Annotated in this window: 25 protein-coding genes; 14 read left to right on the forward strand and 11 right to left on the reverse strand. The window is 58.3% G+C overall.

The window, feature by feature from the left end:
• The first annotated feature begins 4 nt into the window (after positions 1-4).
• The 3 genes from GOW16_RS16405 to GOW16_RS16415 are packed head-to-tail and all read left to right on the forward strand — an operon-like array spanning position 5 to position 3536.
• Positions 5-1033, forward strand: a complete 1029-nt coding sequence (locus GOW16_RS16405) for an ABC transporter permease (protein ID WP_170416945.1) — start codon at positions 5-7, stop codon at positions 1031-1033.
• Complete coding sequence (locus tag GOW16_RS16410; RefSeq protein WP_170416947.1) at positions 1030-2184, forward strand: ABC transporter permease; 1155 nt, start codon at positions 1030-1032, stop codon at positions 2182-2184. The genes GOW16_RS16405 and GOW16_RS16410 overlap by 4 nt, the downstream gene beginning before the upstream one ends.
• A complete protein-coding gene (locus tag GOW16_RS16415) occupies positions 2181-3536 on the forward strand; it encodes a CoA transferase (protein ID WP_170416949.1) in 1356 nt (451 codons plus the stop codon). Before GOW16_RS16410 ends, GOW16_RS16415 begins: the two co-directional genes overlap by 4 nt.
• A gap of 38 nt (positions 3537-3574) precedes the next feature.
• Here GOW16_RS16415 and GOW16_RS16420 read toward each other — a convergent pair whose 3' ends face one another.
• Complete coding sequence (locus tag GOW16_RS16420; RefSeq protein ID WP_170416951.1) at positions 3575-5950, reverse strand: mechanosensitive ion channel domain-containing protein; 2376 nt, start codon at positions 5948-5950, stop codon at positions 3575-3577.
• 356 nt (positions 5951-6306) lie between these two features.
• Here GOW16_RS16420 and GOW16_RS16425 point away from each other — a divergent pair, with 356 nt between their 5' ends.
• From GOW16_RS16425 to GOW16_RS16455, 7 genes are read left to right on the forward strand one after another with little or no spacing between them, the layout of a single operon-like run.
• Positions 6307-7521, forward strand: coding sequence for a glycosyltransferase family protein (locus GOW16_RS16425; protein WP_170416953.1), 1215 nt, complete (start codon positions 6307-6309; stop codon positions 7519-7521).
• Entirely contained in the window at positions 7518-8765 is a 1248-nt protein-coding gene (locus GOW16_RS16430) for a glycosyltransferase (RefSeq protein ID WP_170416955.1), read from the forward strand. The genes GOW16_RS16425 and GOW16_RS16430 overlap by 4 nt, the downstream gene beginning before the upstream one ends.
• Positions 8765-9841, forward strand: coding sequence for a glycosyltransferase family 4 protein (locus tag GOW16_RS16435; protein ID WP_170416957.1), 1077 nt, complete (start codon positions 8765-8767; stop codon positions 9839-9841). Before GOW16_RS16430 ends, GOW16_RS16435 begins: the two co-directional genes overlap by 1 nt.
• Positions 9838-10422 carry a histidine phosphatase family protein gene (locus GOW16_RS16440; RefSeq protein WP_170416959.1) on the forward strand — a complete coding sequence of 195 codons (585 nt, stop codon included), beginning with the start codon at positions 9838-9840 and terminating at the stop codon, positions 10420-10422. Before GOW16_RS16435 ends, GOW16_RS16440 begins: the two co-directional genes overlap by 4 nt.
• The gene (locus GOW16_RS16445) at positions 10419-11561 is read left to right on the forward strand and encodes a glycosyltransferase family protein (RefSeq protein WP_170416961.1); all 1143 of its coding nucleotides are present in this window, start codon (positions 10419-10421) and stop codon (positions 11559-11561) included. Before GOW16_RS16440 ends, GOW16_RS16445 begins: the two co-directional genes overlap by 4 nt.
• A complete protein-coding gene (locus GOW16_RS16450) occupies positions 11558-12313 on the forward strand; it encodes a polysaccharide deacetylase family protein (protein WP_170416963.1) in 756 nt (251 codons plus the stop codon). The genes GOW16_RS16445 and GOW16_RS16450 overlap by 4 nt, the downstream gene beginning before the upstream one ends.
• Positions 12314-12327: 14 nt before the next feature.
• Entirely contained in the window at positions 12328-12804 is a 477-nt protein-coding gene (locus GOW16_RS16455) for a class I SAM-dependent methyltransferase (RefSeq protein ID WP_170416965.1), read from the forward strand.
• Here the strand turns inward: GOW16_RS16455 and GOW16_RS16460 are convergent, their stop codons facing one another.
• On the reverse strand, positions 12805-13944 hold the full coding sequence (locus GOW16_RS16460; RefSeq protein ID WP_170416967.1) for an alpha-D-ribose 1-methylphosphonate 5-triphosphate diphosphatase: 1140 nt from the start codon (positions 13942-13944) through the stop codon (positions 12805-12807).
• A gap of 52 nt (positions 13945-13996) precedes the next feature.
• On the opposite strand from GOW16_RS16460, the gene GOW16_RS16465 reads away from it, so the two are divergent.
• On the forward strand, positions 13997-14680 hold the full coding sequence (locus tag GOW16_RS16465; RefSeq protein ID WP_170416969.1) for a DUF1045 domain-containing protein: 684 nt from the start codon (positions 13997-13999) through the stop codon (positions 14678-14680).
• Here GOW16_RS16465 and GOW16_RS16470 read toward each other — a convergent pair.
• The 7 genes from GOW16_RS16470 to phnG form a co-directional block, all read right to left on the reverse strand.
• Positions 14662-15210, reverse strand: a complete 549-nt coding sequence (locus GOW16_RS16470) for a phosphonate metabolism protein/1,5-bisphosphokinase (PRPP-forming) PhnN (RefSeq protein ID WP_170416971.1) — start codon at positions 15208-15210, stop codon at positions 14662-14664. The genes GOW16_RS16465 and GOW16_RS16470 overlap by 19 nt on opposite strands.
• Complete coding sequence (phnL, locus tag GOW16_RS16475; RefSeq protein WP_170416973.1) at positions 15207-15890, reverse strand: phosphonate C-P lyase system protein PhnL; 684 nt, start codon at positions 15888-15890, stop codon at positions 15207-15209. The genes GOW16_RS16470 and phnL overlap by 4 nt, the downstream gene beginning before the upstream one ends.
• 11 nt (positions 15891-15901) lie before the next feature.
• Positions 15902-16672 (reverse strand): phosphonate C-P lyase system protein PhnK, encoded by a 771-nt coding sequence (gene phnK / locus GOW16_RS16480; protein ID WP_170416975.1) that lies wholly within the window; start codon positions 16670-16672, stop codon positions 15902-15904.
• Complete coding sequence (locus GOW16_RS16485) at positions 16669-17529, reverse strand: alpha-D-ribose 1-methylphosphonate 5-phosphate C-P-lyase PhnJ (RefSeq protein WP_170416977.1); 861 nt, start codon at positions 17527-17529, stop codon at positions 16669-16671. The genes phnK and GOW16_RS16485 overlap by 4 nt, the downstream gene beginning before the upstream one ends.
• Before the next feature lie 265 nt (positions 17530-17794).
• Positions 17795-18904 carry a carbon-phosphorus lyase complex subunit PhnI gene (locus GOW16_RS16490; RefSeq protein WP_170416979.1) on the reverse strand — a complete coding sequence of 370 codons (1110 nt, stop codon included), beginning with the start codon at positions 18902-18904 and terminating at the stop codon, positions 17795-17797.
• A 3-nt stretch (positions 18905-18907) separates the two neighbouring features.
• Complete coding sequence (phnH, locus tag GOW16_RS16495) at positions 18908-19483, reverse strand: phosphonate C-P lyase system protein PhnH (RefSeq protein ID WP_170416981.1); 576 nt, start codon at positions 19481-19483, stop codon at positions 18908-18910.
• Positions 19480-19941 (reverse strand): phosphonate C-P lyase system protein PhnG, encoded by a 462-nt coding sequence (gene phnG, locus GOW16_RS16500; protein ID WP_170416983.1) that lies wholly within the window; start codon positions 19939-19941, stop codon positions 19480-19482. The genes phnH and phnG overlap by 4 nt, the downstream gene beginning before the upstream one ends.
• Positions 19942-20044: 103 nt before the next feature.
• Here phnG and phnF point away from each other — a divergent pair, with 103 nt between their 5' ends.
• Together phnF and rpe are read left to right on the forward strand one after the other, a co-directional pair.
• Positions 20045-20755 carry a phosphonate metabolism transcriptional regulator PhnF gene (gene phnF, locus GOW16_RS16505; RefSeq protein WP_170416985.1) on the forward strand — a complete coding sequence of 237 codons (711 nt, stop codon included), beginning with the start codon at positions 20045-20047 and terminating at the stop codon, positions 20753-20755.
• 225 nt (positions 20756-20980) lie between these two features.
• Positions 20981-21670 (forward strand): ribulose-phosphate 3-epimerase, encoded by a 690-nt coding sequence (gene rpe / locus GOW16_RS16510; protein ID WP_170416987.1) that lies wholly within the window; start codon positions 20981-20983, stop codon positions 21668-21670.
• Between the two features lie 24 nt (positions 21671-21694).
• Here rpe and GOW16_RS16515 read toward each other — a convergent pair whose 3' ends face one another.
• Entirely contained in the window at positions 21695-23017 is a 1323-nt protein-coding gene (locus GOW16_RS16515; protein ID WP_170416989.1) for a tetratricopeptide repeat protein, read from the reverse strand.
• A gap of 481 nt (positions 23018-23498) precedes the next feature.
• On the opposite strand from GOW16_RS16515, the gene GOW16_RS16520 reads away from it, so the two are divergent.
• A complete protein-coding gene (locus GOW16_RS16520) occupies positions 23499-23840 on the forward strand; it encodes a RidA family protein (RefSeq protein WP_170416991.1) in 342 nt (113 codons plus the stop codon).
• Positions 23841-23961: 121 nt separating this feature from the next.
• Here the strand turns inward: GOW16_RS16520 and GOW16_RS16525 are convergent, their stop codons facing one another.
• Positions 23962-24216 (reverse strand): hypothetical protein, encoded by a 255-nt coding sequence (locus GOW16_RS16525; protein WP_170416993.1) that lies wholly within the window; start codon positions 24214-24216, stop codon positions 23962-23964.
• Positions 24217-24469 lie beyond the last annotated feature (253 nt).

Here is a 24469-nt window from a genome sequence, read left to right on the forward strand (position 1 = left end):
CTAAATGGTCATGCTGCGCTATGCGGTGTATCGCTTTTTCACGATGCTGCTGACTTTGCTGGTGGTGTCGGTTCTGATCTTCGTGATCATCAACCTTCCGCCCGGCGACTACCTGAGCAATCAGATCGCTGAATTGCAGGCCTCGGGTCAATCCGCTGGTGTTGCCAAGGCAGAGTTTTTACGCGCGGAATACGCGCTGGATCGGCCAATTTGGGAACAATACCTGATATGGATGGGCTTCTGGCCCGGTCCGCACGGGTTCGAAGGTCTTTTGCAAGGCAACTACGGCTGGTCCTTTGAATTCGACCGCCCGGTGGCCGAGATTGTGGGCGATACACTATGGCTAACGGTTGTGGTCAACCTGGCCGCTATCCTGTTCGTCTATGCCGTGGCTCTGCCGCTGGGCGTCCTTGCCGCGGCAAAGTCCAGGACCTGGATCGACTATACTTCGGCCTTCGTAGGTTACCTCGGTCTGGCAACGCCCAACTTTCTGCTGGCGCTGATCCTGTTCTACTACGGTCATCGCTATTTCAATCTGCCCATTGGTGGCCTGATGGACCCGTCGTTCGAAGGCCAACCGATGAGCTGGGAAAAGTTGAAATCCATTCTTGTCCACCTGATCGTGCCGACCTTTGTTATTGGCACTTCTGGCGCGTCAGCCATGATGCAGCGCCTGCGCGCGAATATGCTGGATGAACTGGGCAAACCCTATGTGGAAACGGCCATTGCCAAAGGCATGGCCCCGTCACGGATGCTGACAAAATACCCGCTGCGGGTGGCCTTCAACCCCTTTGTGGCGGATATCGGAAACCTTCTGCCGTCGATGGTCTCCGGCTCGGTTCTGGTGTCGGTCGTGCTTGGTTTGCAGACCATCGGCCCGACACTGCTGACGGCGCTGAAAACGCAGGATCAGTTCCTGTCCGCGTTCATTCTGATGTTCGTGGCTCTGCTGACCCTGATCGGCACCATGATCTCTGACATCCTGCTGGTCATGTTGGACCCGCGCATTCGATATGAGGGGCGTGACGCGTGACCAAACACACTGACGGTCGCTTTGTCGACGACGCCCCTTTCGACCCCGATGCCGCCCTGCAGCAGCTGGAGCGCGCCGATCTGGATGCCCCCAACTGGGTTCTGGTCTGGCGCAAATTCAGGACCCACAAGCTGGGCCTGATTTCCGGCATCTTCCTGTTGTTCTGTTACCTGATGCTGCCATTCGCAGGGTTCATTGCGCCTTATGGTCCGAATGAGCGGAACGGCGAACACCTCTATGCCCCGCCGCAAAGCATCAACTGGTTCCACGATGGCAGCTTCATCGGCCCGCACGTCTATCCAATCGTTGCCGAAGCCGATCTTGAAACCTTTCAATGGAAATTCGTACCCGACACCGAAGACCCTCGCCCCATCCGCTTTTTCTGCGAGGGGGCCGAGTACAAGCTTGCCGGGTTTATCAAGTCCGACACCCACCTGTTCTGCGCGCCCGAGGGCGCAACCCTATTCCTTTGGGGTTCGGATCGTCTGGGCCGCGATGTGTTCAGCCGCATTCTGTACGGCGCGCAGCTTTCTTTGACGGTCGGCCTGATCGGTATTTCGGTGTCGTTCTTCCTTGGGATCCTCTTTGGATCGATGGCTGGATACTTCGGCGGCAAGATCGATTGGGTCATCAACCGCGTGATCGAGGTCTTGCGTTCGCTGCCTGAACTGCCGCTCTGGCTTGCCCTTTCGGCTGCTGTGCCCTCGAACTGGAGCCCGGTCGCGGTGTTCTTCATCATCTCGATTATTCTAGGGATTCTCGACTGGCCCGGCTTGGCGCGTTCGGTCCGCGCCAAATTCCTGTCCCTCAGGGAAGAGGAATACGTCCGCGCCGCCGAGATGATGGGCGCAAGCTCGGGCCGGGTGATCCGCAAGCACCTGTTGCCGAACTTCATGTCTCACCTGATTGCCTCGGCAACATTGTCAATTCCGGCCATGATCCTTGGGGAAACCGCGCTTAGCTTCCTGGGCCTTGGCCTGCGGGCACCCGCAGTCAGTTGGGGGGTAATGTTGAACGACGCGCAGAACCTGGCTTCGATCGAGATCTACCCCTGGACGGCGATCCCGATGCTGCCGATCATCGTTGTCGTGCTAGCCTTCAATTTCCTGGGTGACGGGCTGCGTGACAGTCTGGATCCATATCAGCAATGAGCTTGATTTCCGCCCTACCTGCGACAGACGGATACCGCACATCGGGCGCCGGTGCCTGGTCCAGCGTTTATGCGGTGTCAGAGTTGGCGACGGCGACCTTTGGTGCCGTGGGTCAGGAATTGGCGCGCCTAGCGACAGCCCTGAACCTGTCTGCAATTGCCCCGGAGGTGACTGTTGATCACCGGCTGGCCTCGCTTTGGTATAGGTATTCCTTCAAACCCAGCGGTTGGGAAATGCCTAGCCTCTGGGATGCGGTCGCCGGCGATTACCAAACTGCGGACGGGTGGATCAGGCTGCATACAAACCTGCCTCGCCACCGGGCGGCGGCACTCGTAGTGCTTGAAGTCAAAGCAGATCGGGATGCTGTTTCTCAGGCAGTGCGGACATGGTCCGCCAGCGAGTTGGAATCGGCAATCGTAGCCCAAGGTGGCGTTTCCGCGGCCATGCGCAGCCGGGCGGAGTGGTTGGATCACCCACAAGGTCGCGCAGTGTCCCGCGACCCGCTGATCGGTTGGCAAAGCCCACGCCAGATCACCCTGCGTGACCGACCCGAGGCCACGGCTGACCGCCCGTTGGCCGGGCTGCGTGTTCTCGACCTGACACGTGTTTTGGCTGGGCCAGTCTCAACGCGCACTCTCGCGGGTTTTGGTGCCGAAGTTCTGCGCGTCGACCCGCCCGGCTGGGATGAACCTGGCGTCATACCTGACATCTCGTTGGGCAAGTCCTGCACCTACCTCGACCTGAAATCGCCATCCGGTTTGGAAAAGCTGCAAGAACTGCTGTCTCAGGCGGATGTGTTCGTCCATGGATATCGCCCCGGCGCGTTGGATGCCCTCGGTCTGACCCGAGCCAAGCGCGACGAATTGGCCCCAAACCGGGTCGAAGTCTCTCTGGACGCTTACGGCTGGCAAGGCCCGTGGGCCGCGCGGCGCGGGTTCGACAGCCTTGTTCAGATGAGCGCGGGCATCGCGGACGCGGGCCGTAACTGGGCGAATACAGACAAACCGACGCCGTTGCCGGTCCAGGCACTGGATCATGCAACCGGGTATCTGATGGCTGCCGCCGTACTGTCCGCCCTGGCCGAGGCAGCCTCGGGCAACTCGATCATGCTGGGCCAGCTCTCGTTGGCACGTACGGCCGAATTGCTGGCCATTCTCGGCAAGTCCGACACAAAAGAAGTGATTTCTGGCGCCAACCCGTCGGATCACAACCAAACGCCGGAGGAAACCGGTTGGGGTCCCGGCCACCGCCTGAACTCCGCTTTGACAGTCGGTACTGCCAAGATGTCCTGGGACCGGCCTGCACCGAAACTGGGAACTTCGACACCGGTCTGGCCCTCAGCCATCACCTGATCCAACCGCCGCGCGGAACGCGCGGCCCGGCCCGCCCCTTAGCGATCATCGCCGCCCGGGCCGATATCGTCCAGATAGTCCTCGTCAATCGCAGCCTGCACCGCACCAGTGACGGCTTCTCGCTGCTTCGGCGTCAGATCTTCCGGCTCCTTGCCTTCGGCCAACCGTACGGTGACTTCACGGTGCGCGAACTTGATGCCTTCACGTGCAAACAATTCGCGGATGTCCTGATAGACTTTCTTGCGCACCAGCCATTGATCGCCCGGCTTGGTCATGAACTTGACCCGAATGATCATCGCAGAGTCCTGCATTTCGATCACCCCTTGCGACTTCAGCGGTTGGATAAAGTTGTCGCCGATCACCGGATCGCTCAGCAACTGCTGACCCAGCTTCTTGATCAGCTTGCGAACCTTCTCGACGTCTGTGTCATAGGTCACCCGCAGCGGCAGCTTCATGATGACCCAATCGCGGGAGTAGTTAGTCAGGACCTTGATCTCGCCAAAGGGAATGGTGTTCAGCGCACCCAAGTGGTGACGCAGTTGGAATGACCGGACCGAGATCTTTTCGACCGTTCCCTTAACGTCACCGATGTCGATATATTCACCCTTGCGGAACGCGTCATCCATAAGGAAGAACGCCCCCGAAAAGATATCGCGGACCAATGTCTGTGACCCAAAGCCCACCGCCAGACCAACAACACCGGCACCCGCGAACAACGGACTGACATTGATGCCCAACTCCATCAGGGCAATCAGCGCAATCGTCACAACGACGACAGCCAAAATGGCACCCCGGAAAAGCGGCAACAGAGTCGCAAGGCGACTTTGTCCACCTTCTCCGCCTTCATCGCCCAATTCTGCCTGACCGCCGCCGTCGTCAATCTCCTGCGCGATCTTCGAGTCGATCCAGATGCGGAAGAAATGGAACAGGACATAGCCCATGAAGAGGATCACCATCACATCCAGAGCCCGCTCGATCGGCAGATCCTCGCTCCAGCTGGCGTCCGGATTCCAGATAACAACCAAGGCATACAGCCCGACAACAAAGGCCAGAATACCGGCGACCCGTCGCGCCAGATCTTCGTAGGTCAGGATCGAATGCTTGCGCATCTCGGCCTGCGGCGTCTCGATCACTTCAACCTCTGCATCCACCTCGTCGGCATCGACATTCAACTCTTCAAGCTGACGGTTGCGATTGAAATACCGCTCCAACAGATAATTCATCGCCCCATAGGCAATCACGACCGACATGAAAATGGCATAGCTGCTTGCCACAATCGGGATCGAGTTTTGATTTTCAAGCACTAAGTCAACAGCCAGCTTGAACCAGCTGAACACCATGTACAGGATCAACACCGGCGCCCATGCGAACGAGATCAAGCGCAGAATCCACGACACCTGATCCGGTGTCCGCCCGCCGCGAATTGCGTTCGAAATGGCACGGGCGTTGAACAGGATCATCAGGACATTGCCGACTGCGCCCAACATGGTCAGACTGCCATAGACCATGGCATAGACGTTATAGTTCAGCCCGAAGTCTGCCACCCAAGTCGCAAAAAGCACAACGGTAATGTCGTAAGTCGCCAGCGCCGACGCCCAGATGTACAGGCGTTTGGCATCTTTGTCCGAGAATGGCGGAAGGCGGTATTGGCTCAGATACGGTGATAGAACCATACGCCAAAGGTCTGACACCGTACGCGACAGGAAGAACGCCGTGAAAATGGCCGTGACCGTGAACTGGATCGAGATGTCTTCGGCCTCGCCAAAAAACACAAAACCGACAATCAGCGCCATCAGCATCGCAAATATCGTGGCCCCTATTCCCATCAGGAAACGGAAGACCAAAAACGGCATCTTTTCGCGATAGCCTTGCGGATCTTCCTTGGACCGTGCCACCACAAAGCCCTTGGCGATGCGCTTGCCGTATATCTCAATCGACAACCAGCGTCCGATCAGGAGGAACAGAACGTTCCAGAACAGAACCTCGACATAGGTCTGTATTCGGCCATCAGGGCTGGTCTGGCGCAGAACGTATTGCACCTCGAATATTGAATAGGGCAACGCTTCGAGCCGCGAATTCATCGAGTCGCGGAACTTGGAAAACCGCTCTTGCGCCTTCATAAGCTGCGAGCCGTCGGCCATATGGTCCCCGGCTGCGGTCTCAGGCGCGACACCGCTTTGCTCGCCCGAGGATACGATCTGCCCGGCGCTGTCGATAACGATCACACTGGCCCCGGCTTCGGTCGCGGATCGGATCGCCTCGGCCAAATCGCTGTCGCTGGTTGTTTCCGTGCTGCTGCCCCCGGCTGAGGGATACCCCGGTATAAGAGAAGTCTGTGCGACAGCTCCGGTGACCAGTGTCAGAGTAAGGGACCAGATTAAAAGCGTTAATCCGGTCAGCAATGTTCGTGTCATCGGGTGTTTTTCCAATTCCTCTTTCGGGACACAGGTTATCGGAGCCTGCTGACGGGTTCAAATAATCAACCCCCGCGTTCTCAACATCGTGTCAAGCCGTGTTCCCGGCACCATGGTATGAATAGAAGTGTTTGCAACCTTGGAAAAACTGAATATGACCGACCAGACGCAGTCATCGCGACGATGAGCAGAAAACTTGATGTAGAACAGGGCGCAGATGCGAAACCCAAGGTCAAAATCAGCAAACGGCGGAAGCGACCCGTGGCACCGTTGATTTTGCACATGGCTGGAAAAAATATATACGTTACGGGTGCAAGCGCGCGGAGTTGCACCAAAACACTGAATTGGGCAAGGGCATGAGCCTAGGAAGACAAAACGATACAACCGGCCGTGCGCCGCGCATCTTGTTCTACAGCCACGATACGTTCGGGTTGGGCCACTTGCGCAGGTCTCGTGCATTGGCAAGTGCCATTACGCAGGCCGACCCTTTGGCATCAGCCTTGATCCTCACTGGTTCACCCGTGGCAGGGCGGTTCACTTTTCCGCGCCGCGTCGATCATGTGCGTTTACCAGGTGTAACCAAACGCGCCGATGGGTCTTACGCATCCCGAACGATTGGCATGGGAATTGAGGAAGTGACCGAGCTTCGATCTGGTCTGATCCAGACAGCGGTTCAGCAATTCGATCCCGATGTGCTGATCGTTGACAAAGAGCCGACCGGCTTCCGCAGTGAGCTGCTGCCCACCATGGAAAAGCTGCTGCGGTCCCGCCGCACCAAAATGGTCCTTGGCCTCCGAGATGTTTTGGACGAACCCGAAGTACTGGCCGCCGAGTGGGAGCGTAAAGACGCCATTGCGGCGACCGAGACGTTTTACGATGAAATCTGGGTCTACGGGCTGCGGTCGATCTACGACCCGACCAAGGGCCTGCCCCTCAGCCCCGCCGCGCAATCGCGGATCCATTGGACTGGCTACCTGCGCCGCGATCTGGGCCCGGTCGGCGATCCACCTGAACAGCCTTACATCCTGATTACCCCAGGCGGCGGCGGTGACGGCAAAGCCATGGTGAACCAGGTTTTGTCAGCCTATGAAAAAGACCCCAACCTGTCGCCGCGCGCGGTCTTGGTCTATGGCCCATTCCTGTCGGGTGAGTTGCGGGAAGAATTTGAAACCCGTGTGGCCGCGCTGAACGGCCGGGTTACTGCCGTTGGCTTTGAATCCCAGATCGAGACGCTGTTTGCCGGGGCCGCTGGTGTGGTCTGTATGGGCGGGTACAATACGTTCTGCGAGGTGCTCTCGTTCGACAAGCGCGCTGTCATCGTTCCCCGTACGACACCGCGTTTGGAACAATGGATCCGCGCCTCACAGGCCGAAGATCTGGGGCTTGTAAGAATGCTGGATGAAAACCGCGATGGATTGACGGCGGACGCAATGATCGAGGCTATCCGTAACTTGCCCCAGCAACCGTTGCCGTCCCAGGCAATCCGCGAAGGTCTGCTTGACGGTTTGGACTATGTCACAAGCCGTGTGGACGCGCTGCTTGGTGGGGAACGGGAACGAGCCACCGGATGACTTCAGAAAAACCTAAGCTCGCGGTGCTGGTCAAAGGATGGCCGCGCCTGTCCGAGACGTTTATAGCGCAGGAGCTTGTGGCACTGCAGGATGCTGGCCACCGGTTCGACATCTGGTCCCTGCGCCACCCGACCGACATCAAGCGTCACCCGTTGCACGACCGGTTCAAGGGACAGGTCCACTACCTGCCCGAGTATCTGTATGAAGAACCGGATCGTGTCTGGGCCGCCCGCCACATCGCAGGTACGCTGCCCGGCTATGCCAAAGCTTACAAGGTCTGGCGCTCTGATCTGCGTCGCGACCTGACACATAATCGTATCCGACGGTTCGGCCAGGCCTGCGTTCTGGCTGCCGAACTGCCCGCGGAAACGCAGGTGATGTATGCGCATTTCATGCATACGCCTTCGTCGGTCGCACGCTACGCTGCCATCATGCGCAACGTACCCTGGAGCTTTTCGGCGCATGCCAAGGACATCTGGACCTCACCCGACTGGGAAAAGGCCGAGAAATTGCAGGCAAGCACGCATGGCGCAGCTTTCGGCGCGACGTGTACAGCCATCGGAGCCGAGCATCTGCGCAGTCTGGCGGACGATCCCGCGCGGGTTGATCTGATCTACCACGGTCTGGATCTGAATCGATTTCCTGACCCGCCGACGCGAGTGGTGCGCACGCCGGATGGGCCGTTTCACATGCTCTCGGTCGGCCGTCTGGTCGAAAAAAAGGGCTTTGATCGTCTGATAGATTCCTTTGCCATGCTGCCGAGTTCGCTGGGCTGGCATTGGACGCATATTGGCGGCGGTACACTTGGCGATGACCTGCGCGAAAGGGCTGAGGCCCTAGGGATCTCGGACCGGATCACATGGAAGGGGGCCTGTGACCAACCCGAGGTCATCGCGGCCATGCGGACATCTGATCTTTTTGTGCTGCCCAGCCGGATCGCGGCTGACGGCGATCGCGACGGGTTGCCAAATGTCCTGATGGAGGCTGCGTCCCAGCTGTTGCCGATCCTGTCGACGCCGGTCTCTGCCATTCCGGAGTTCATCGAAACCGGGACTCATGGCATTTTATCGGACGATCACCCGGCCGCGCTTGCTGCCGCGATCACCAAAATGGCAGCCGCTCCTGAGGGTACTGCATCCATGGCAGCTGCTGCTCGTTCACGCCTGATTGCCGAATTCCGCATGGACCCCGGCATTGCCCTGTTGTCCAAACGGCTAAGCGCTCTGGGCGCGACTAAAGACTGATGGCTCGCGTCGCCTTTTTCTCACCGATGAAGTCACCGGACAGCCCGGTGCCTTCGGGTGACAGGGAAATGGCCCGCAATCTTATCAAGGCGATCGGGGCGCAAGGAGATGAGGTCATTCTCGTCTCAGACCTGCGTATTTATGACAAAACAGGAAACGCGGAGATGCAGCAGCGTCTGCACACTTATGCCGATGCCGAAGCCCGGCGGCTGGTCACTGACTTGCCCTCGGACACGGGTTTGTGGGTGACCTATCACAACTACTACAAGGCCCCCGATCTGTTGGGACCCAAAGTGTGCGCTGCCCGAGGCATCCCCTATCTGCAACTGGAAAGCACCCGCGCGACCAGCCGGTTACACGGGCCCTGGTCTGATTTCGCGCAAGCCGCACATGACGCATGCGACGCGGCGGATGTCATTTTCTACCACACGGCCAACGATCTGATCACGCTGGAGCGTGAAAAATACGGAAAACAGCGTCTGGTCGAGCTGCCACCATTTTTGCCGATCACAAAGTTGCCACCTGCGTCCACCTGTGATGGGCCTATGCTGGCGGTTGGGATGATGCGGCATGGCGACAAACTGGCTTCGTACCAACTGCTGGCGCAGGCTCTGTCACATCTGACCGGGGATTGGGCATTGGACGTCGCAGGGGACGGACCCGCGCGGAGTGATGTCGAAACACTGATGGCGCCATTTGGGTCGAAAGTTCGGTTTCTGGGGCAACTGGACCGTGACTCCGTTCAAACGGCGTATGCAAGCGCGTCGATCGTTGCGTGGCCCGGCGTTAACGAGGCTTATGGCATGATCTATCTGGAAGCACAGGCCAGCGGAGTGCCGGTGGTTGCACAGGACAGGCCCGGCGTTCGTGACGTGCTGGCCCCGGCTGATTATCCTGCAGTCGATGCAGGACCCGAAGGCCTTGCCACCAGATTACGGACACTGCTTGGCGACCCGGCCCTACGCCGTTCGCTTGGTACGACAGCCCGGGAATATACGTCCAAGCGCCACCTGATGCCCGCAGCAACCGAACGGTTCTGGCAGGCTGCACGACCCTTGATCGGAGGCACTGCATGAGCCGACTTTCTCTTTTACGCCACGGCCACACCCATTGGAACCGTGCAGGTCGAATCCAGGGCCGTAGCGACATTCCCCTGGACGATGACGCACGCGCCGAGCTGGCCGGATACGAACTGCCCGGGCAGTGGGCCAGGGCCACGCTCTGGTCCAGCCCGCTGCATCGCGCCAGCGAAACCGCCAGGTTGGTCGCGGGGAGAGAGCCTATGGTGTCCGATGCGCTGACCGAGATGAACTGGGGCGATTGGGAAGGCCAGCGTGGCGTTGAACTTATTGCGGACCCCGACAGCGGCTATCGCCATATCGAGGATTGGGGGTGGGACTATCGCCCGCCAAACGGCGAAAGCCCGGCGGATGTCCGGGCGCGATTACAGCCCTGGCTGGACGGGTTGCAAGGCGACACTGTCGCCGTGTGTCACATCGGTATTATGCGGGTCATTCTGGCCTCGGCCTGGGGATGGGGTTTCGACGGCGATGCCCCCTTCAAGATCAAGCGCAACCGACTTTATGTCATTGATCTGGATAGTTTTCAGCCGGAACCCGAGCCGGTTCGGCTGCTCCGGCGGGATGCCTGTGAATGAAAGTCTTGATTGTTGTCACCCACTTGTTGGGCACCGGGCACCTGAGCCGCGCTTTGACGCTGGGCCGAGCTTTTGTTGCGAATGGTCACGAGACCTTTGTTGTCTCTGGAGGGATGCCTGCCCCGCAGTTGGACACCACCGGAATGACACTCCTGGGCCTGCCACCCTTGCGCTCAGACGGCACTGATTTCACACGTCTTTTGACCCAGGATGGCACTGTCGCGGATGAGGGATACATGGCGGCACGCTCGGCCGCTCTGGTTGAAGCTGTTCGCAGCTTTGCACCCGATGTTATGATCACCGAGCTGTATCCGTTTGGTCGCCGGTCCTTGGCAGGCGAATTTTTGGCCGCGCTGGAGGCAGCCCGCGAGATGCGCCCGCGCCCGGTTACTCTTGGGTCAGTCCGCGACATTCTGGCGCCGCCCTCGAAACCCTCAAAGGCGGAGCGGGCAGAACAGATCATCGCAGAACATTACGACGGCGTCCTTGTCCATTCGGACCAGAGCGTGGTGCCATTGAACGTCAGTTGGCCTGTATCCGAACGGCTGGAGGGACGCCTGTTTTACACGGGTTTCGTAGCTCCACCACCCCCTGCACCGCACAAGGATGCAATCGGCCAGGGAGAAGTGCTGGTCAGCGCAGGTGGCGGTCCGGTCGGGCAACCGATCTTTCGCGCGGCCATCGAGGCCGCCCGAAAGATGCCCAACAGGCACTGGCGCCTGTTGGTGGGCGGGCAGGATGCCAAAGCGCGCATTGAAGAGCTGCGAAAGCGCGTGGGGGATGCCCCGGTCACGGTGGAGCCGGTGCGGCCCGATTTTCGGCAGATGCTGCCCCACGCAGCGGCCTCGGTCAGTATGTGCGGCTACAACACCGCACTGGATATTCTGCAAACCGGAACCCCTGCCGTATTCATCCCGTTCGATGATGGAAATGAGGTCGAACAGAGCCTGCGCGCACGCACACTTGCGGAAATGCCTGCCATAGAAGTAATCCCGAGCAAAACCATGAACGGTGATCTGCTGGCCGAGGCCGTGGGCCGCGTGATTTCATCCGGGCCGCGATCGGTTTCGGATCAAGGGTTCGATGGTGCGGCACAGTCCGTGCGCATCGCCAAGGAGCTTTTGGAGCGCCGCAGATGAATGTTGACTGGCGCAGTTTGACGGATGAGCTGGATATCTGGCAACAGCAAGGGCTAACCTTGCCTCTTTGGTGGCGTGACGATGATGCTGTTTCCACGACGCCGCAACTCGGCCGGCTGACCGCGATGTCCGACCAACTCGGGATGCCCGTTCATCTGGCCATCATCCCCCTCGATGCCGAAGACGTGCTGGTCGAATATGTAGCTGCCCATCCAAACCTGATCCCGGTCGTGCATGGTTGGGCGCATCAGAATCACGCCCCTTCAGGCGAAAAGAAATCGGAGTTCCGCCTGCATCGGCCCATGGCCGAAATCACTCAGGATATCCGCTCCGGCATCTCGCGCATGGGCGCGTTGTTCGGGGATCAGCTTTGCCCGATGTTTGTGCCGCCATGGAACCGCATTGCGCCTGAGGTCGTACAAGAGTTGCACTCCGCAGGGTTTCGCATCCTGTCGACCGCTACGCCACGGTCCAGCGCACAGGCAGCACCGGGACTGGACCAGATCAACACGCATCTTGACCCGATCGACTGGCACGGATCGCGCGGACTGGCTGACCCTGAGATGTTGGTCGCCAAAACGGCGCAGCTGTTGCAAGACCGCCGCGAAACCCAAGCTGACAACGCCGAGCCGTTTGGCATCTTGACCCACCATCTTGTTCATGATGAGGACATCTGGGCATTCACCAGCGACCTGCTGAACCGGCTGCTGGACGGGCCGGGTTTTGTCTGGTCTGCCCGCCACGCCGACTGAAAACGGAGATCTGAATGAGCCGACTGGATTCCATGCTGCGCCGCCTGACCGCACAACGCGATGGTCTGAATTGGGCGGTCGACCAGATCTCAGACATGGCGGGCGACGTGTTGGACATGGGTCTTGGAAACGGGCGTACCTATGACCACTTGCGGGAAATTCTACCGGACCGGAGAATCTGGGTCATGGACCGTGTGCTGCAATGTCATCCTTCCAGCACACCTCCGGCCGAGGATTTTCTACAGGGCGAGGCTGAACCCATGCTAAAAAAGCTCGCGGAAGGCGGGCCGAAAATTACGCTGGCACACTATGATTTCGGGCGCGGCGTCAAGGAAGAAGACGTTGCCGAAGCCGCGCGCCTCAGCCCTTTGGTCGCGCAGGTGATGCTGCCTGGAGGCCTGCTGATCTCGGGCCAACCGCTTGTTGGCTTTCAACAAATCAGCGGCCCGGAGACCATCGCGCCGGACCGCTATTTGTTCTACCGGGCTTGATCAAGCCACGCGCCGCCCGCGTGACCAGACGCCATTCAACGCAGGAGTGCCGTCGCGCATCCGGAACCGGATGACGTCCGCGCGGGCACCGGCCCGTAACTCACCACGATCATCCAGCCCAACGACTCCTGCCGGTGTTTTGGTTACGGTTCTCAGACCACAGGCGAAATCACCCCATATCTCACCCAGCCGCGCGGCGGACAGCAACAAGGCGGACGGCACATAATCCGAGGACAGGATGTCCAGGTGGCCCAGCTCGGCCAGATCCTGGGCAGCCACATTACCGGAATGTGACGCACCCCTGATAACGTTCGGTGCACCCATCATCACCTTGATACCGTGGTCATGACAGGACCGGGCTGCCTCAACCGTGGTCGGAAACTCGGCGAGGGTAATCCCGTGACCGGCCGATACGCGCACCTGTTCCTCGGTCGTGTCATCATGACTGGCCAGCATTGCCCCAAAACGTTTGGCCGCCTGAACCGTCTCAACCTCATGCCGATCACCATATCGGTCTCGCATCGCCTTCAGATCGGCCACGTGTTGCATGAAACCATCACCTTCAAGCCCCAGCTTTCCTTTCAGATATGTTTCAAGCTTGGACATATCGCGGAACTGTCGTTGTCCGGGCGTGTGATCCATGAGTGAGACCAGGCCTACGCGGTCTTCCGGCCCGAATTCGGCCAGCTCCTCGGCCAGGGTTTCCGAGCAGACCTCGGCACGCAAATGCAGAAAATGGCTGATCTTCAGCGCATCCTGTTCCCGCAACTGCCACAGCTCGCGCCACAAACCGCGCGCGTATCTGACATAGCGTTGTCCGGACGGGATGGAACCAATGCGCAAAGCGTCGAACACTGTGGTGATCCCGGTGCTGGCCAGTTCGGCGTCATGGGCCAGGATCGCCGCAGCATGAGGCCAGTCGACCTTGGGGCGCGGTTGAATATGACGCTCAAGATTATCTGTGTGAAGCTCAACCAGACCCGGACTTACATAGTCGCCTTTGCAATCCGTCGCTCCGACTGGAACTGCCGGGCCGGTCGCGACGTCCACAATCGTGCCCCCAACAATCCGAATGCTGCCGGTAACCGTCTCATCGGGAAGAACAAGTGTGGCATTGGCAAGTATCATTTCTTCTGTCATCTGAACTTCACAACGTTTTAGCGACTGGGAAGGCCACACACAGGAGGCCAACGTGACATTCACGCGATACGCGATCTATTTTGCGCCGCCGGCACAGGCCGATTGGACGAGATTTGCGACCCGGTGGTTGGGCTGGGACATGGAGGCCGGGGCCGAGGTCGCACATCCTGTCATAGACGGCGTGGACGTCGCGGCCGTGACTGATGTCCCGCGAAAATACGGCCTTCACGCGACGATGAAGCCGCCGTTTCGTTTGAGTGACGGGCAATCTCTGACCGATCTGCAAGCGGCTTGCCAACGATTGGCTGAAACGCAACCGTCGGTCACTCTGGACGGGCTCGAAATCGCCCGGTTTGGTCGATTTCTGGCCCTGCGCCCGGTAGGTGACACCGGCGCGCTGAACGCGCTGGCTGCAGCCTGTGTCCGCGAGCTGGACAAATTCCGCGCCCCCGCGCCCACGGCTGAACTGGAACGCAGGCGCGCCTCGGGGTTGACCCCGGAACAGGACGCCAACCTGCTGAACTGGGGCTATCCTTACGTGATGGATACGTTCCGCTTTCACATCACTCTCAGCGGCAAGCTGGACAAGCCGACGCTGAAAACTGTTCAGGCGATGTTGCAGGAACAACTTGTCCCACTGTTGCCCGTACCGTTTCAGATCGGGGACGTGGCGCTTGTGGGCGAGACTGAGGACGGTCGCTTTCATCTGATCCATCGCTACGCCCTTTCCAGCTGAAGCGCCGAAAGGATCGTATCGATGGTCGCCTCCAACGACCCAGAGTTATCGACATCGATCACACGGATCAGCCCATCCGGCAAGGGAACGTCAGCCCGTTTCAGACGGCGTACCTGATCAGACGTGCTTTCCCGTCCTCGCGCGGACAGGCGCTGTGCCAGCACTACGGGATCCGCGGTCAGAGAGATCACGGTCAGATCCTCAAAAACCTCCTGCGCCTGCAAAAGAACGGAACGGGACAGATTGACCAAAAGCGCATCCACGGCTTGCCGCTGCCCTTCGATACCCACGGGAATGCCATACTGCAGCCCATGCGCCTCCCAGTGCAATGCAAAGGCGCCATCCAGCGCCATCAGCTCGAAGACTTCAACCGACACCCGGTCGAATTCTTCGCCTTCTTCACCCTCGGGGCGGGTAATGACCCGGCGAACCTGTTGAATACCAGGCGACTGAGCGGTCAGCGCCCGCATCACGCTATCCTTGCCCACACCTGACGGGCCCACAACCGCGATGATCGGTGCAGCGTTCATGCGGCCATTCCGGGAGTAAACTCGGACACGTCGATTTCACGATCACAGATCCGGTTTCGCGCTTCGATATCGTGGAAAATACCAACGATCGCCGCGCCGTGTGCTTTGGCTCTTTCGATCAAGGACAGCACGGTTTCGCGGTTATGCGGATCCAGAGAGGCCGTTGGCTCATCCAGCAGCATCGCGGGGTACGGATGCGCAAATCCGCGTGCGATATTGACCCGCTGTTGTTCACCACCCGAAAACGTCGTTGGGCTCAGGCTCCACAACCTCTCTGGAATGTTCAGCCGTGCCAGCATTTCTGCCGCCTTATCCAGCGCAGCCTGCCTGTCGCACCCGACGGCCAACAACGGTTCGGCCACCACTTCAAGGGTCGGCACCCGTGGCACGACCCGCAAGAATTGACTGACATAACCAATCGTTTCACGACGCAGTGCCAAAATCTCCCTCGGTTCGGCCTTGGCAACATCCAGCCCGCCCACCAAGACCTGCCCGGAAGCCGTCAGATAATTTCCGTAGATCACGCGCATCAGCGTGGATTTTCCAACGCCCGAGGCACCGGTCAGAGCGACGCACTCACCCGCAGCCACATTCAGCGAAGCACCCTGCAACACGGGAATAACGGCGCCGCCCTGATTGTGCAGTGTGAAGCATTTGCTGACGTCTTTGAGTTCAATCATCGTCTCCACCTTCAAACCTGTAGAACACTTGAGACCAGCAACTGCGTGTAGGCGTGTTGCGGATCGTCCAGAACTTGATCCGTTAGCCCGGCCTCGACCACATGACCGTCCTTCATCACCATCAACCGATCCGCCAGCAGGCGCACAACGGCCAGATCATGAGTGACGATGACGGCGCTCAGCCCCATTTCACGCACCAATCCGCGCAAAAGGTCCAACAGCCGGGCCTGAACGGAAACATCCAGCCCACCCGTGGGTTCGTCCATGAACACCAGCCGCGGCCCTGTGACCAGATTACGAGCGATCTGCAACCGCTGCTGCATACCGCCAGAAAAGGCCGAGGGACGGTCATCCACACGGGTTTCGTCAATCTCAACCCGCCCCAGCCAGTCAATCGCACGGCCCCGGATAGCGCCATAGTGACGCTCCCCCACCGCCATTAGACGTTCACCGATATTACCGCCTGCACTAATCGTCACCCGCAAGCCATCGCGCGCATGCTGATGCACAAAGGCCCAGTCCGTCCGGCTGAGCATTCGACGTTCCGGTTCGGACATGGTGACCGTATCCACCGGACCATCAGCACGTGTGTCAAAGATCACCTGCCCCGCATCTGGCTGCAGGTGACCGGCCATGCAGTTCAGGAGGGTTGACTTGCCCGAGCCACTTTCGCCCACGATCCCCATCACCTCGCTGGGGTAGAGATCAAAACTGACATCCCTACAACCAATCCGCGCGCCGTATCGTTTCTCGATGCCTTTCACCTGCAACAAGGGGTTCATGCCGCATTCTCCCCGGCCAGTCGGCCCATATGGCCCGCCTCGCGGCGTGACCGGCAATAATCCGTGTCCGAGCAAACAAACATTCGGTTGCCTGCATCATCCATGATCACTTCGTCCAGATAGCTGTCCTCGGCCCCGCAAAGGTCACAGCAGTGTTCGGCCTTGGTGGCCTCGAATGGGTAGTCCTCGAAATCCAGGCTCACGACCTTGGTATGCGGCGGAATTGCATAAATCCGCTGTTCACGCCCAGCACCAAATAGCTGGATCGCGTCCATCTCAAGTTTTGGGTTGTCAAACTTGGGGATCGGGGATGGATCCATCACATAACGATCCGACACATACACCGGATAGGCATAGGCGGTCGAGATCGCGCCATGCTGGCTGATGTCCTCGTACAACTTCACATGCATCAGCCCGTATTCCTCAAGGCTGTGCATCTTTCGCGTCTCGGTTTCGCGTGGTTCCAGAAAGCGCAGCGGTTCCGGAATTGGCACCTGATAAACAATAATCTGATCCTCGCGCAGCTTCGCCTCGGGGATGCGGTGACGGGTTTGGATGACAGTGGCCTTCTCGGTTTCCTCGGTCGTCTCCACACCTGCCGTATTCTCAAAAAACTTGCGGATCGACACCGCGTTGGTGGTGTCATCAGCGCCTTGGTCAATCACTTTTAACGTGTCCTTGGGCGTCAATGTCGCGGCCGAAACCTGCACGCCGCCTGTGCCCCATCCGTACGGCATCGGCATTTCACGGCTGGCAAATGGGACCTGATACCCGGGCACAGCCAGCCCCTTTAAAATGGCGCGACGGATCATTCGCTTGGTTTGTTCGTCCAAATATGCGAAGTTATACTCATTCATTTTGAAGTATCACTTTGTTTTTGGTGTTTTTGTGGACGTTCTTTTATTGGGCGCACTGTTATTGGCGCTATTGCTGTATCTTTTCTTTCACTCTCGTCATGCAAAGCGACGTCGCCGTGCACAAAAGCGAGATCCAAAGGGCGTGTGGAAATCGGTTGGTGCGCGTACGGACTCGCCGTCCGGTAGCAATCTGCGACGCCCGTAAGAAGCGACTGGGAATTCATCTGCCTGGTTCGCCGATGCCGAGATGCTGGCGCGATCCAACTCATAAAGGCCCCCTTTCACTCGGCTCGGCCTCCTGCGATGCGTTTCTCTCTTCCGCTTCCCGACGCAGTTTGCGGACCAGTTCCAATTCGGACTGGAAGTCCACGTAATGCGGCAGCTTGATATGTTCCAGGAACCCGGTTGCCTGAACATTGTCCGCATGGCTGAGAACAAATTCCTCGTCCTGCGCGGGGGCGCCCAGATTGTCTTCGCCCAACTCTTCCCAGCGCAGGGCGCGATCCACCAAAGCCATCGCAATGGATTTCCGCTCGGACTGACCAAAGACCAGTCCGTAACCGCGGGTGAATTGCGGCGGTTCGGTCTTGGAGCCCTTGAACTGGTTTACAGTCTCGCATTCGGTCACTTCAATTTCGCCGATGTCGATGGCAAAGCCCAGTTCCGGAATGTCCATTTCGACCACGACCTTGCCAATCCGCAGCTCGCCGACGAAAGCGTGATTGCGGGCATACCCGCGTTGAGTGGAATAGGCCATGCCCAGCACAAACCCCTCATCCCCTCGGGTCAGTGATTGCAGACGCAGGGGGCGGGTCGACGGAAACTCCATCGGTTCGCGTGTCAGATCACCCGGAGTTGCGTCACTGGCAGGTTCATCCTGAATGATATCCTCACCCTTAAGAAATTCTGTGATATGCGGTGTCGCCCCAGTACGAGGGTGCGCCGTGGGCGCTGCCAAGACCTCACCTTCGGCGGCCAGTTTGAAGTCCAACAAACGGTGCGTGCAATCAAAGGTTGGCCCCAGCACCTGTCCGCCCGGCGCATCCTTGAACGTGGCCGAGATCCGGCGATCACATGCCATTTCACCTGTCGCAATCGGGTTCGAATAACCAAATCGCGGCAGAGTTGTCCGATAAGCCCGGATCAGAAAAACCGCCTCGATCAAATCGCCGCGCGCCTGTTTGATAGCCAATGCCGCTAAATCAGGATCGTACAAAGATCCCTCGGCCATCACCCGATTGACCGCCAGACTCAGCTGCTCGCGGATTTGCGCAATACTCAGCTCGGCTATGTCCGTTGCACCGCGCCTTTCTTCCGCCAACCAGGCATGTGCGTTTTCGATTGCCTTTTCGCCACCCTTGACTGCGACATACATGGCTTAGGTCTCCATGCTGATCCGGGTACTGCGCGGCAAGGCCGCCACCCGGTCACCGCTGGTGAAAAAGAAGTCGCATCCAAGCGGGTACAAGGCCGCATTGGCCTGCAACGCCGGAACATCCGGCAAGAAAAGCTGAGCCGTGCCTTTGATCCCTGGGCCGCTTAGCTCGGCACCGGCCTGTTGCAACTCGTCACATTCTACAATCAATGTGGCGGACCGATCCGGGTATTCAGCGGTGCCGATACGGTATGTGCCCAATGACCCCAGCTCGGCCCAGCGCCCGACGGCGAAATCTGCATCAGCCGCCTGCGCAAGGGGTGCGCCGGTGTGAAAGGTCAGCCACTCGCGCGCCGCATCGGTGTTGACCGCACCAGCCAGGTGCACCTTTGTCTCGGGATCACACAGAGTCAGCAACAGCGTTCCAGCTGCAATAGACAGGGGGTCTGGCGGGCGACTGCCGTTCAGTTCACGGATTTCGCCGGGCCGGGCCATTACGGTCATGGCAGCGCGGAACGCACGCGCGGCCTGGATAGGTGCATTCTGAAATCCGCCGGAATACTGGGGCTGTTCTGTCACGAATTTTCTCCCCGGACCAATGTGAAAAACTCGACCTTTGTCGCCGCAGCTTTGGCCGCGCGATCTGCTTTGGCGGCCTGCACGTGATCTTTGAGCGGTGCGATCACCTGCTCATGAACCGCACCCGCGGCCGAGGTCTGCATCATCGCATCAATCAACGCTGCCACCTCGGCCTTGGGCTTGGACCGACCCTGCACGTACCCATGCCCGACTGTCCCGTCCTCCAACATCAAGGAACACCGCGTGACGGTCATTTCGCCAAGGTTGAACGAAGCGCCGACACTACCCGCACGCCCGCGCACCATGACCCCACCCACCTCGGGGCGACGCAGCCACTCAAACGCTGGGCGAGCTTCGTATCCGCCCCAAAGCGCCATCAAAACCCCCTCAGGAGCGCGCGCCAAAAGGCCCATCCAGGCCTGCCGCGGCGCATTCGAGTGATTTGCTTGATTTGTCATCAAAGCCTCTTGGCCAAGTTGTCCACATGAACTATACAACTAGACAAATAATACATTACACCGTCGTGGCTGACAATCCGCAACCCTGTGAAGTTTAGATTGCATGAGAAAAACACCCGTCTGGAAAAGCATCGCGCTGAATCTGACATCAGACATTTCAGAGGGCCGATACGACACCGGCGACCGCCTGCCGACTGAGGCACAGCTGGCAGCAAAACACGGGGTTAACCGCCACACGGTGCGGCGCGCACTGTCGGATCTGGCGGAACAAGGTCTGGTGCACGCCCGCCGCGGCGCTGGTGTCTTTGTGACGGCCCGCCCAACTGATTATGCCATCGGAAGGCGCGTCCGATACCACAAGAGCATCTCGGCCAGCGGTAAGATTCCCGGGAAAAACATCCTGACCCTCACAACGCGCGCCGCAGATGAAACCGAAGCTGAAGCCTTGGAGATCGCAGCAGGCGATCAGGTGCACGTATATGACGGGCTGTCCTTGGCGGACGGACAGCCGATCGCGCTGTTCCAAAGTGTCTTTCCTGCAGACCGACTGCCCCGCATTCTTGAGGCGCTGTCCGAAACAGAGTCTGTCACGAAGGCTTTGCGGCACTGCGGTATTGAGGATTACACCCGTATTTCGACGCGCCTGACTGCGCGCGCGGCGACGGCAACGCAGGCCCTCCACCTGAATCTGACCGAGGGAGCACCGGTCCTTTATTCCGTTGGTGTAAACGCAGATCCGAATGGTATGCCCGTTGAATTCGGGCGAACTGTGTTTGCCGGGGATCGGGTCACTCTGACCCTCAACGACGATTAGGCCACCTCGGCCTTGATACCTGCCGCTTTCCCAATCCAAGTATCATGCCCGATTCGGGTGAAACTTGCGAAGTTGGCGAATTGGCAGCCAGCTACAGATGGGGTTCAACGGCGGTGTGCCGACCGAATGAAAGTTCTGTAAACGCCCCGCGGAATGACGGGCCTACCCATCGACGCGTATCGCCGCTATACGCATTGCCAACACGCTATTCATATGAGGCCTCGCATGAGCTTTGACCGCAGCATCAAGATCGCCCCGTCGATCCTGTCCGCCGATTTCGCCAATTTCGGCGCCGAGATTCAGGCCATCGAAGCCCAGGGGGCTGATTGGGTCCATGTCGACGTGATGGATGGCCATTTCGTGCCAAACCTGACTTTTGGCCCGCCTGCAGTCAAAGCGTTCCGTCCACATGTCAAAACGGTCATGGATGTGCATCTGATGATCACACCGGTCGATCCTTACATTCAGGCCTACGCGGATGCCGGGGCCGATATCCTGACCGCACATATCGAGGCCGGGCCGCACACCCACCGCACGCTGCAAGCAATCCGTGCCGCTGGTATGAAGGCGGGCGTAGCGCTAAACCCCGGCACTCCGGCCGACGCGGTTGAACACCTGCTGGACCTGACCGATCTGGTGTGCGTCATGACGGTGAACCCCGGCTTTGGCGGCCAGAAATTTATCGACATGACCAGCAAGGTTCGCAAGCTGCGATCGATGATCGGAGATCGTCCTATCCATATCGAGATCGACGGTGGCGTTGACCCCAAAACCGCCCCCCTGGTGGCGGCAGCGGGTGCGGACGTACTGGTCGCAGGGTCAGCCGTGTTCAAGGGTGGCTCGGTCGAAAACCCGGATGTTTACGGGGCCAATATCCAAGCTGTGCGCAACGCAGCGGACTCTGCGATTTCGTAGACTTACCGCAATCAAACTGGCGCGCTAGTTCGAACGCTGCGCGTCATTTGCATTTGCCGACTGGCGGCCCCCATATCGAGCGCGCATTTTGATCGCTTGCATGAACCGCCCTTCGGCCACCAATTCTGTCAGAAAGTCGCCAAGGTAGTCCTCGTGCAGGCCGGCTGAAATGGCGGAATCGAATGCGTTTTCGGCTGCATCAAACCTGTCTTCACCCAGCATCACCAGCGCATTTGTATACTGCTCGAACTCTCCATCGGGATTGAGCGAGAGCGCTTGATCAATTGCATCACGCGCTTCATCCGTATAACCCAGCCACAATGCTATTTCCGCGTGCAGGCGATGGTCAAATCGGTCGGCCCCTTCAAGTGCGACACTGCGGCGAATGTGAAAAAGAGCGGCTTCATAATCAAGGTCGTCCGCCAACAGGCTGGCCCGCCAGTAAAGCAGGTAATTGTCCGGACCTATCAGCTTTTCGGCCTGCTCCAGCACATCATGCGCCTGCGATCTTTGGCCTAACTCCGACAAAGCCCGCGCCTTTCGCACATAACCATCCGCATCGTCAGGCTTGGTCTGGATCACCGCTTCGGCATCTTTCAACGCCTGCTTGGGGCGATCCAGCATCAGCAGAATAAGAGACCTGCGCGAAATTGCAGACACAAAATCCGGCTTCAACTCCAATGCCCGGCTTATGTGATCAAACGAGGCCTCCCAATCGTTCTGTTCGGACAAAAGAAAGGCGATACCGTATTCCGCATAAGGGTCATATGGATCCAGATCGCGGGCTGATCGGAACAGCTTCATTGCTTCGTCTTGCCCGTTGTGATCCGACAGCACCCACGCCAGCTCCCGCATCGCCCACGTGTATTCCGGGCTCAGGGCTAGCGAAGTTTGCATCATTTCTTCGAATTCCGCAAAATCCATCTCACCGGACCGACGCGCACTGGCGGCCAGACCGGCTATGTTTTGGGCATTGGGTTTGCGCGATACGGCTTGCCGAAACAACTCGACCGCGGCCGTATACTCATCGCGATTGTAATGCACCCACGCCCGCCCCTGCAGACCGGGCTCGGCATTGGGGTTCAAGGCCAGAATTTCGGCAAACGCATCATCGGCCTGATCCATATCATCGAGATCATAATAGGCCCATGCCAGCTTATCTAACATTTCAATGCGCTGACGATCAGACGCGCCGACCTCGCCCAACCCGCGCTGGCAGATTTCAATGATACGCTCTGGCGTATCATCCTGCCCCAGACAGGCAGAGACATAGGTTTCTTGTGAGTTCGTCAGCAGAGGCTTAGCGAATCCCACTCCAGCTATAGCGATCACTGTTGCCAGGGACATCCCGGTCAATTTAGTTAACGATTTGATCATGCTACCGAAAATTTGAAAGTCCGAGGTCAGAATACTGACAATTGTGAAAAGAAAAAGGCCGCCATGGTCAAAACTGTCAGATAAACCAACTGTGTGCCGAACCAGTCCCGAACTCAGGTCTTCCAGTGCCCATGTCCGGGTTCCTTAACGTCAAGCCTTCGGGTAGATCTTAAATCTAGGCTCTTTGAACCGCATGCCTCAAATTACAGGCCAACTGGGCAAATTTCGCTTTCACGGCAAAGCATCGGCCCTCTGCAAGCCTGCAGAATTAACTATCAGATGGCTTTAGAGATGGCATCGACGATGCCGGCGTCAAATGCGCGCTCCGGGAACTCGATTGATCCGTCGTGTTAAGTTTCTCTGAAGCCCATTCAAACGGTTTCCGTTTGCCATAACGAACAGATTGTGGCCAAGAACGACCCTATCAAATATCAAAAACGAGAAAGCCCCTATGATTGAACGCATCGATACCGGTGAACGGTCCTCTAAAATCGTTAAACACAATGGCGTTGCCTACCTGACCGGGCAAGTTGCCGAGGGTGAGACAATTCAGGAGCAAGTGCGGATTTGCCTGGAGAAAATTGATGCTCTGCTCGTAAAAGCCGGGTCATCACGCGAAAATATGCTGCGTGTAACGATCTGGCTGGCCGACATGAAGGACTTTGCCGGATTGAACGAGGTCTGGAATGCCTGGGTTCCCAATGGCCACGCACCGGCCCGCGCCTGCGGGGAAGCTAAGCTGGCACGCCCCGAGCTGAAGGTGGAATTTATCGTGGACGCTGCTTACGAGTAAAATCGTATTCAAGTATTCCATCCCGCATGGATATGCAGGCGTGCTGTTGCGCCACAAAAAAAGCCTCTCCATTCAGGAGAGGCCTTCGATTCTGAAAAAATTGTTGAGCCCCCGTAGCAGACTACTGTGGAACACACTTCCCGGTAAATTTCGCGACACCTTTTTTGTTTCGCTGGATTTGAAGATCGGCAACTTTCAATCCGCCAGAACAAAGGGCACCAAAGGCATTTTTTTGTAAGTCCTCATTCGTCCAACCCGCACCAGCTTTTCCCTTAAATCCATCGGCCCGATGATCGATTGTCAATTTGTTGTCTTTTGTACCTGCCATTGCTGCTGCAGAGCTCATCAATAGAATCGCAATTGCGAACCGTATCATCGCGGTATCCTTTGCTTGATGCGAGTAATGTAAAAATATTTGTAACCACAAAATGCTGCGGGAACAACTTAAGGTAAATCAGCACTAGAAGTGACTCCTCCTAGTGTTGCTGGCGTGCGGCAATCCTATTTAGTGTTTTTCCGTTGGAACAAAAAAGGGCGCCCCTTGGGACGCCCTTTCTTTGAGTATTGGCAAAGCCGCCTTACTCGATGATTTTCGAGACAACGCCGGCGCCGACGGTGCGGCCGCCTTC

Source organism: Ruegeria atlantica (assembly GCF_013033965.1).
GTDB classification, from domain to species: Bacteria; Pseudomonadota; Alphaproteobacteria; order Rhodobacterales; family Rhodobacteraceae; genus Ruegeria; species Ruegeria atlantica_D.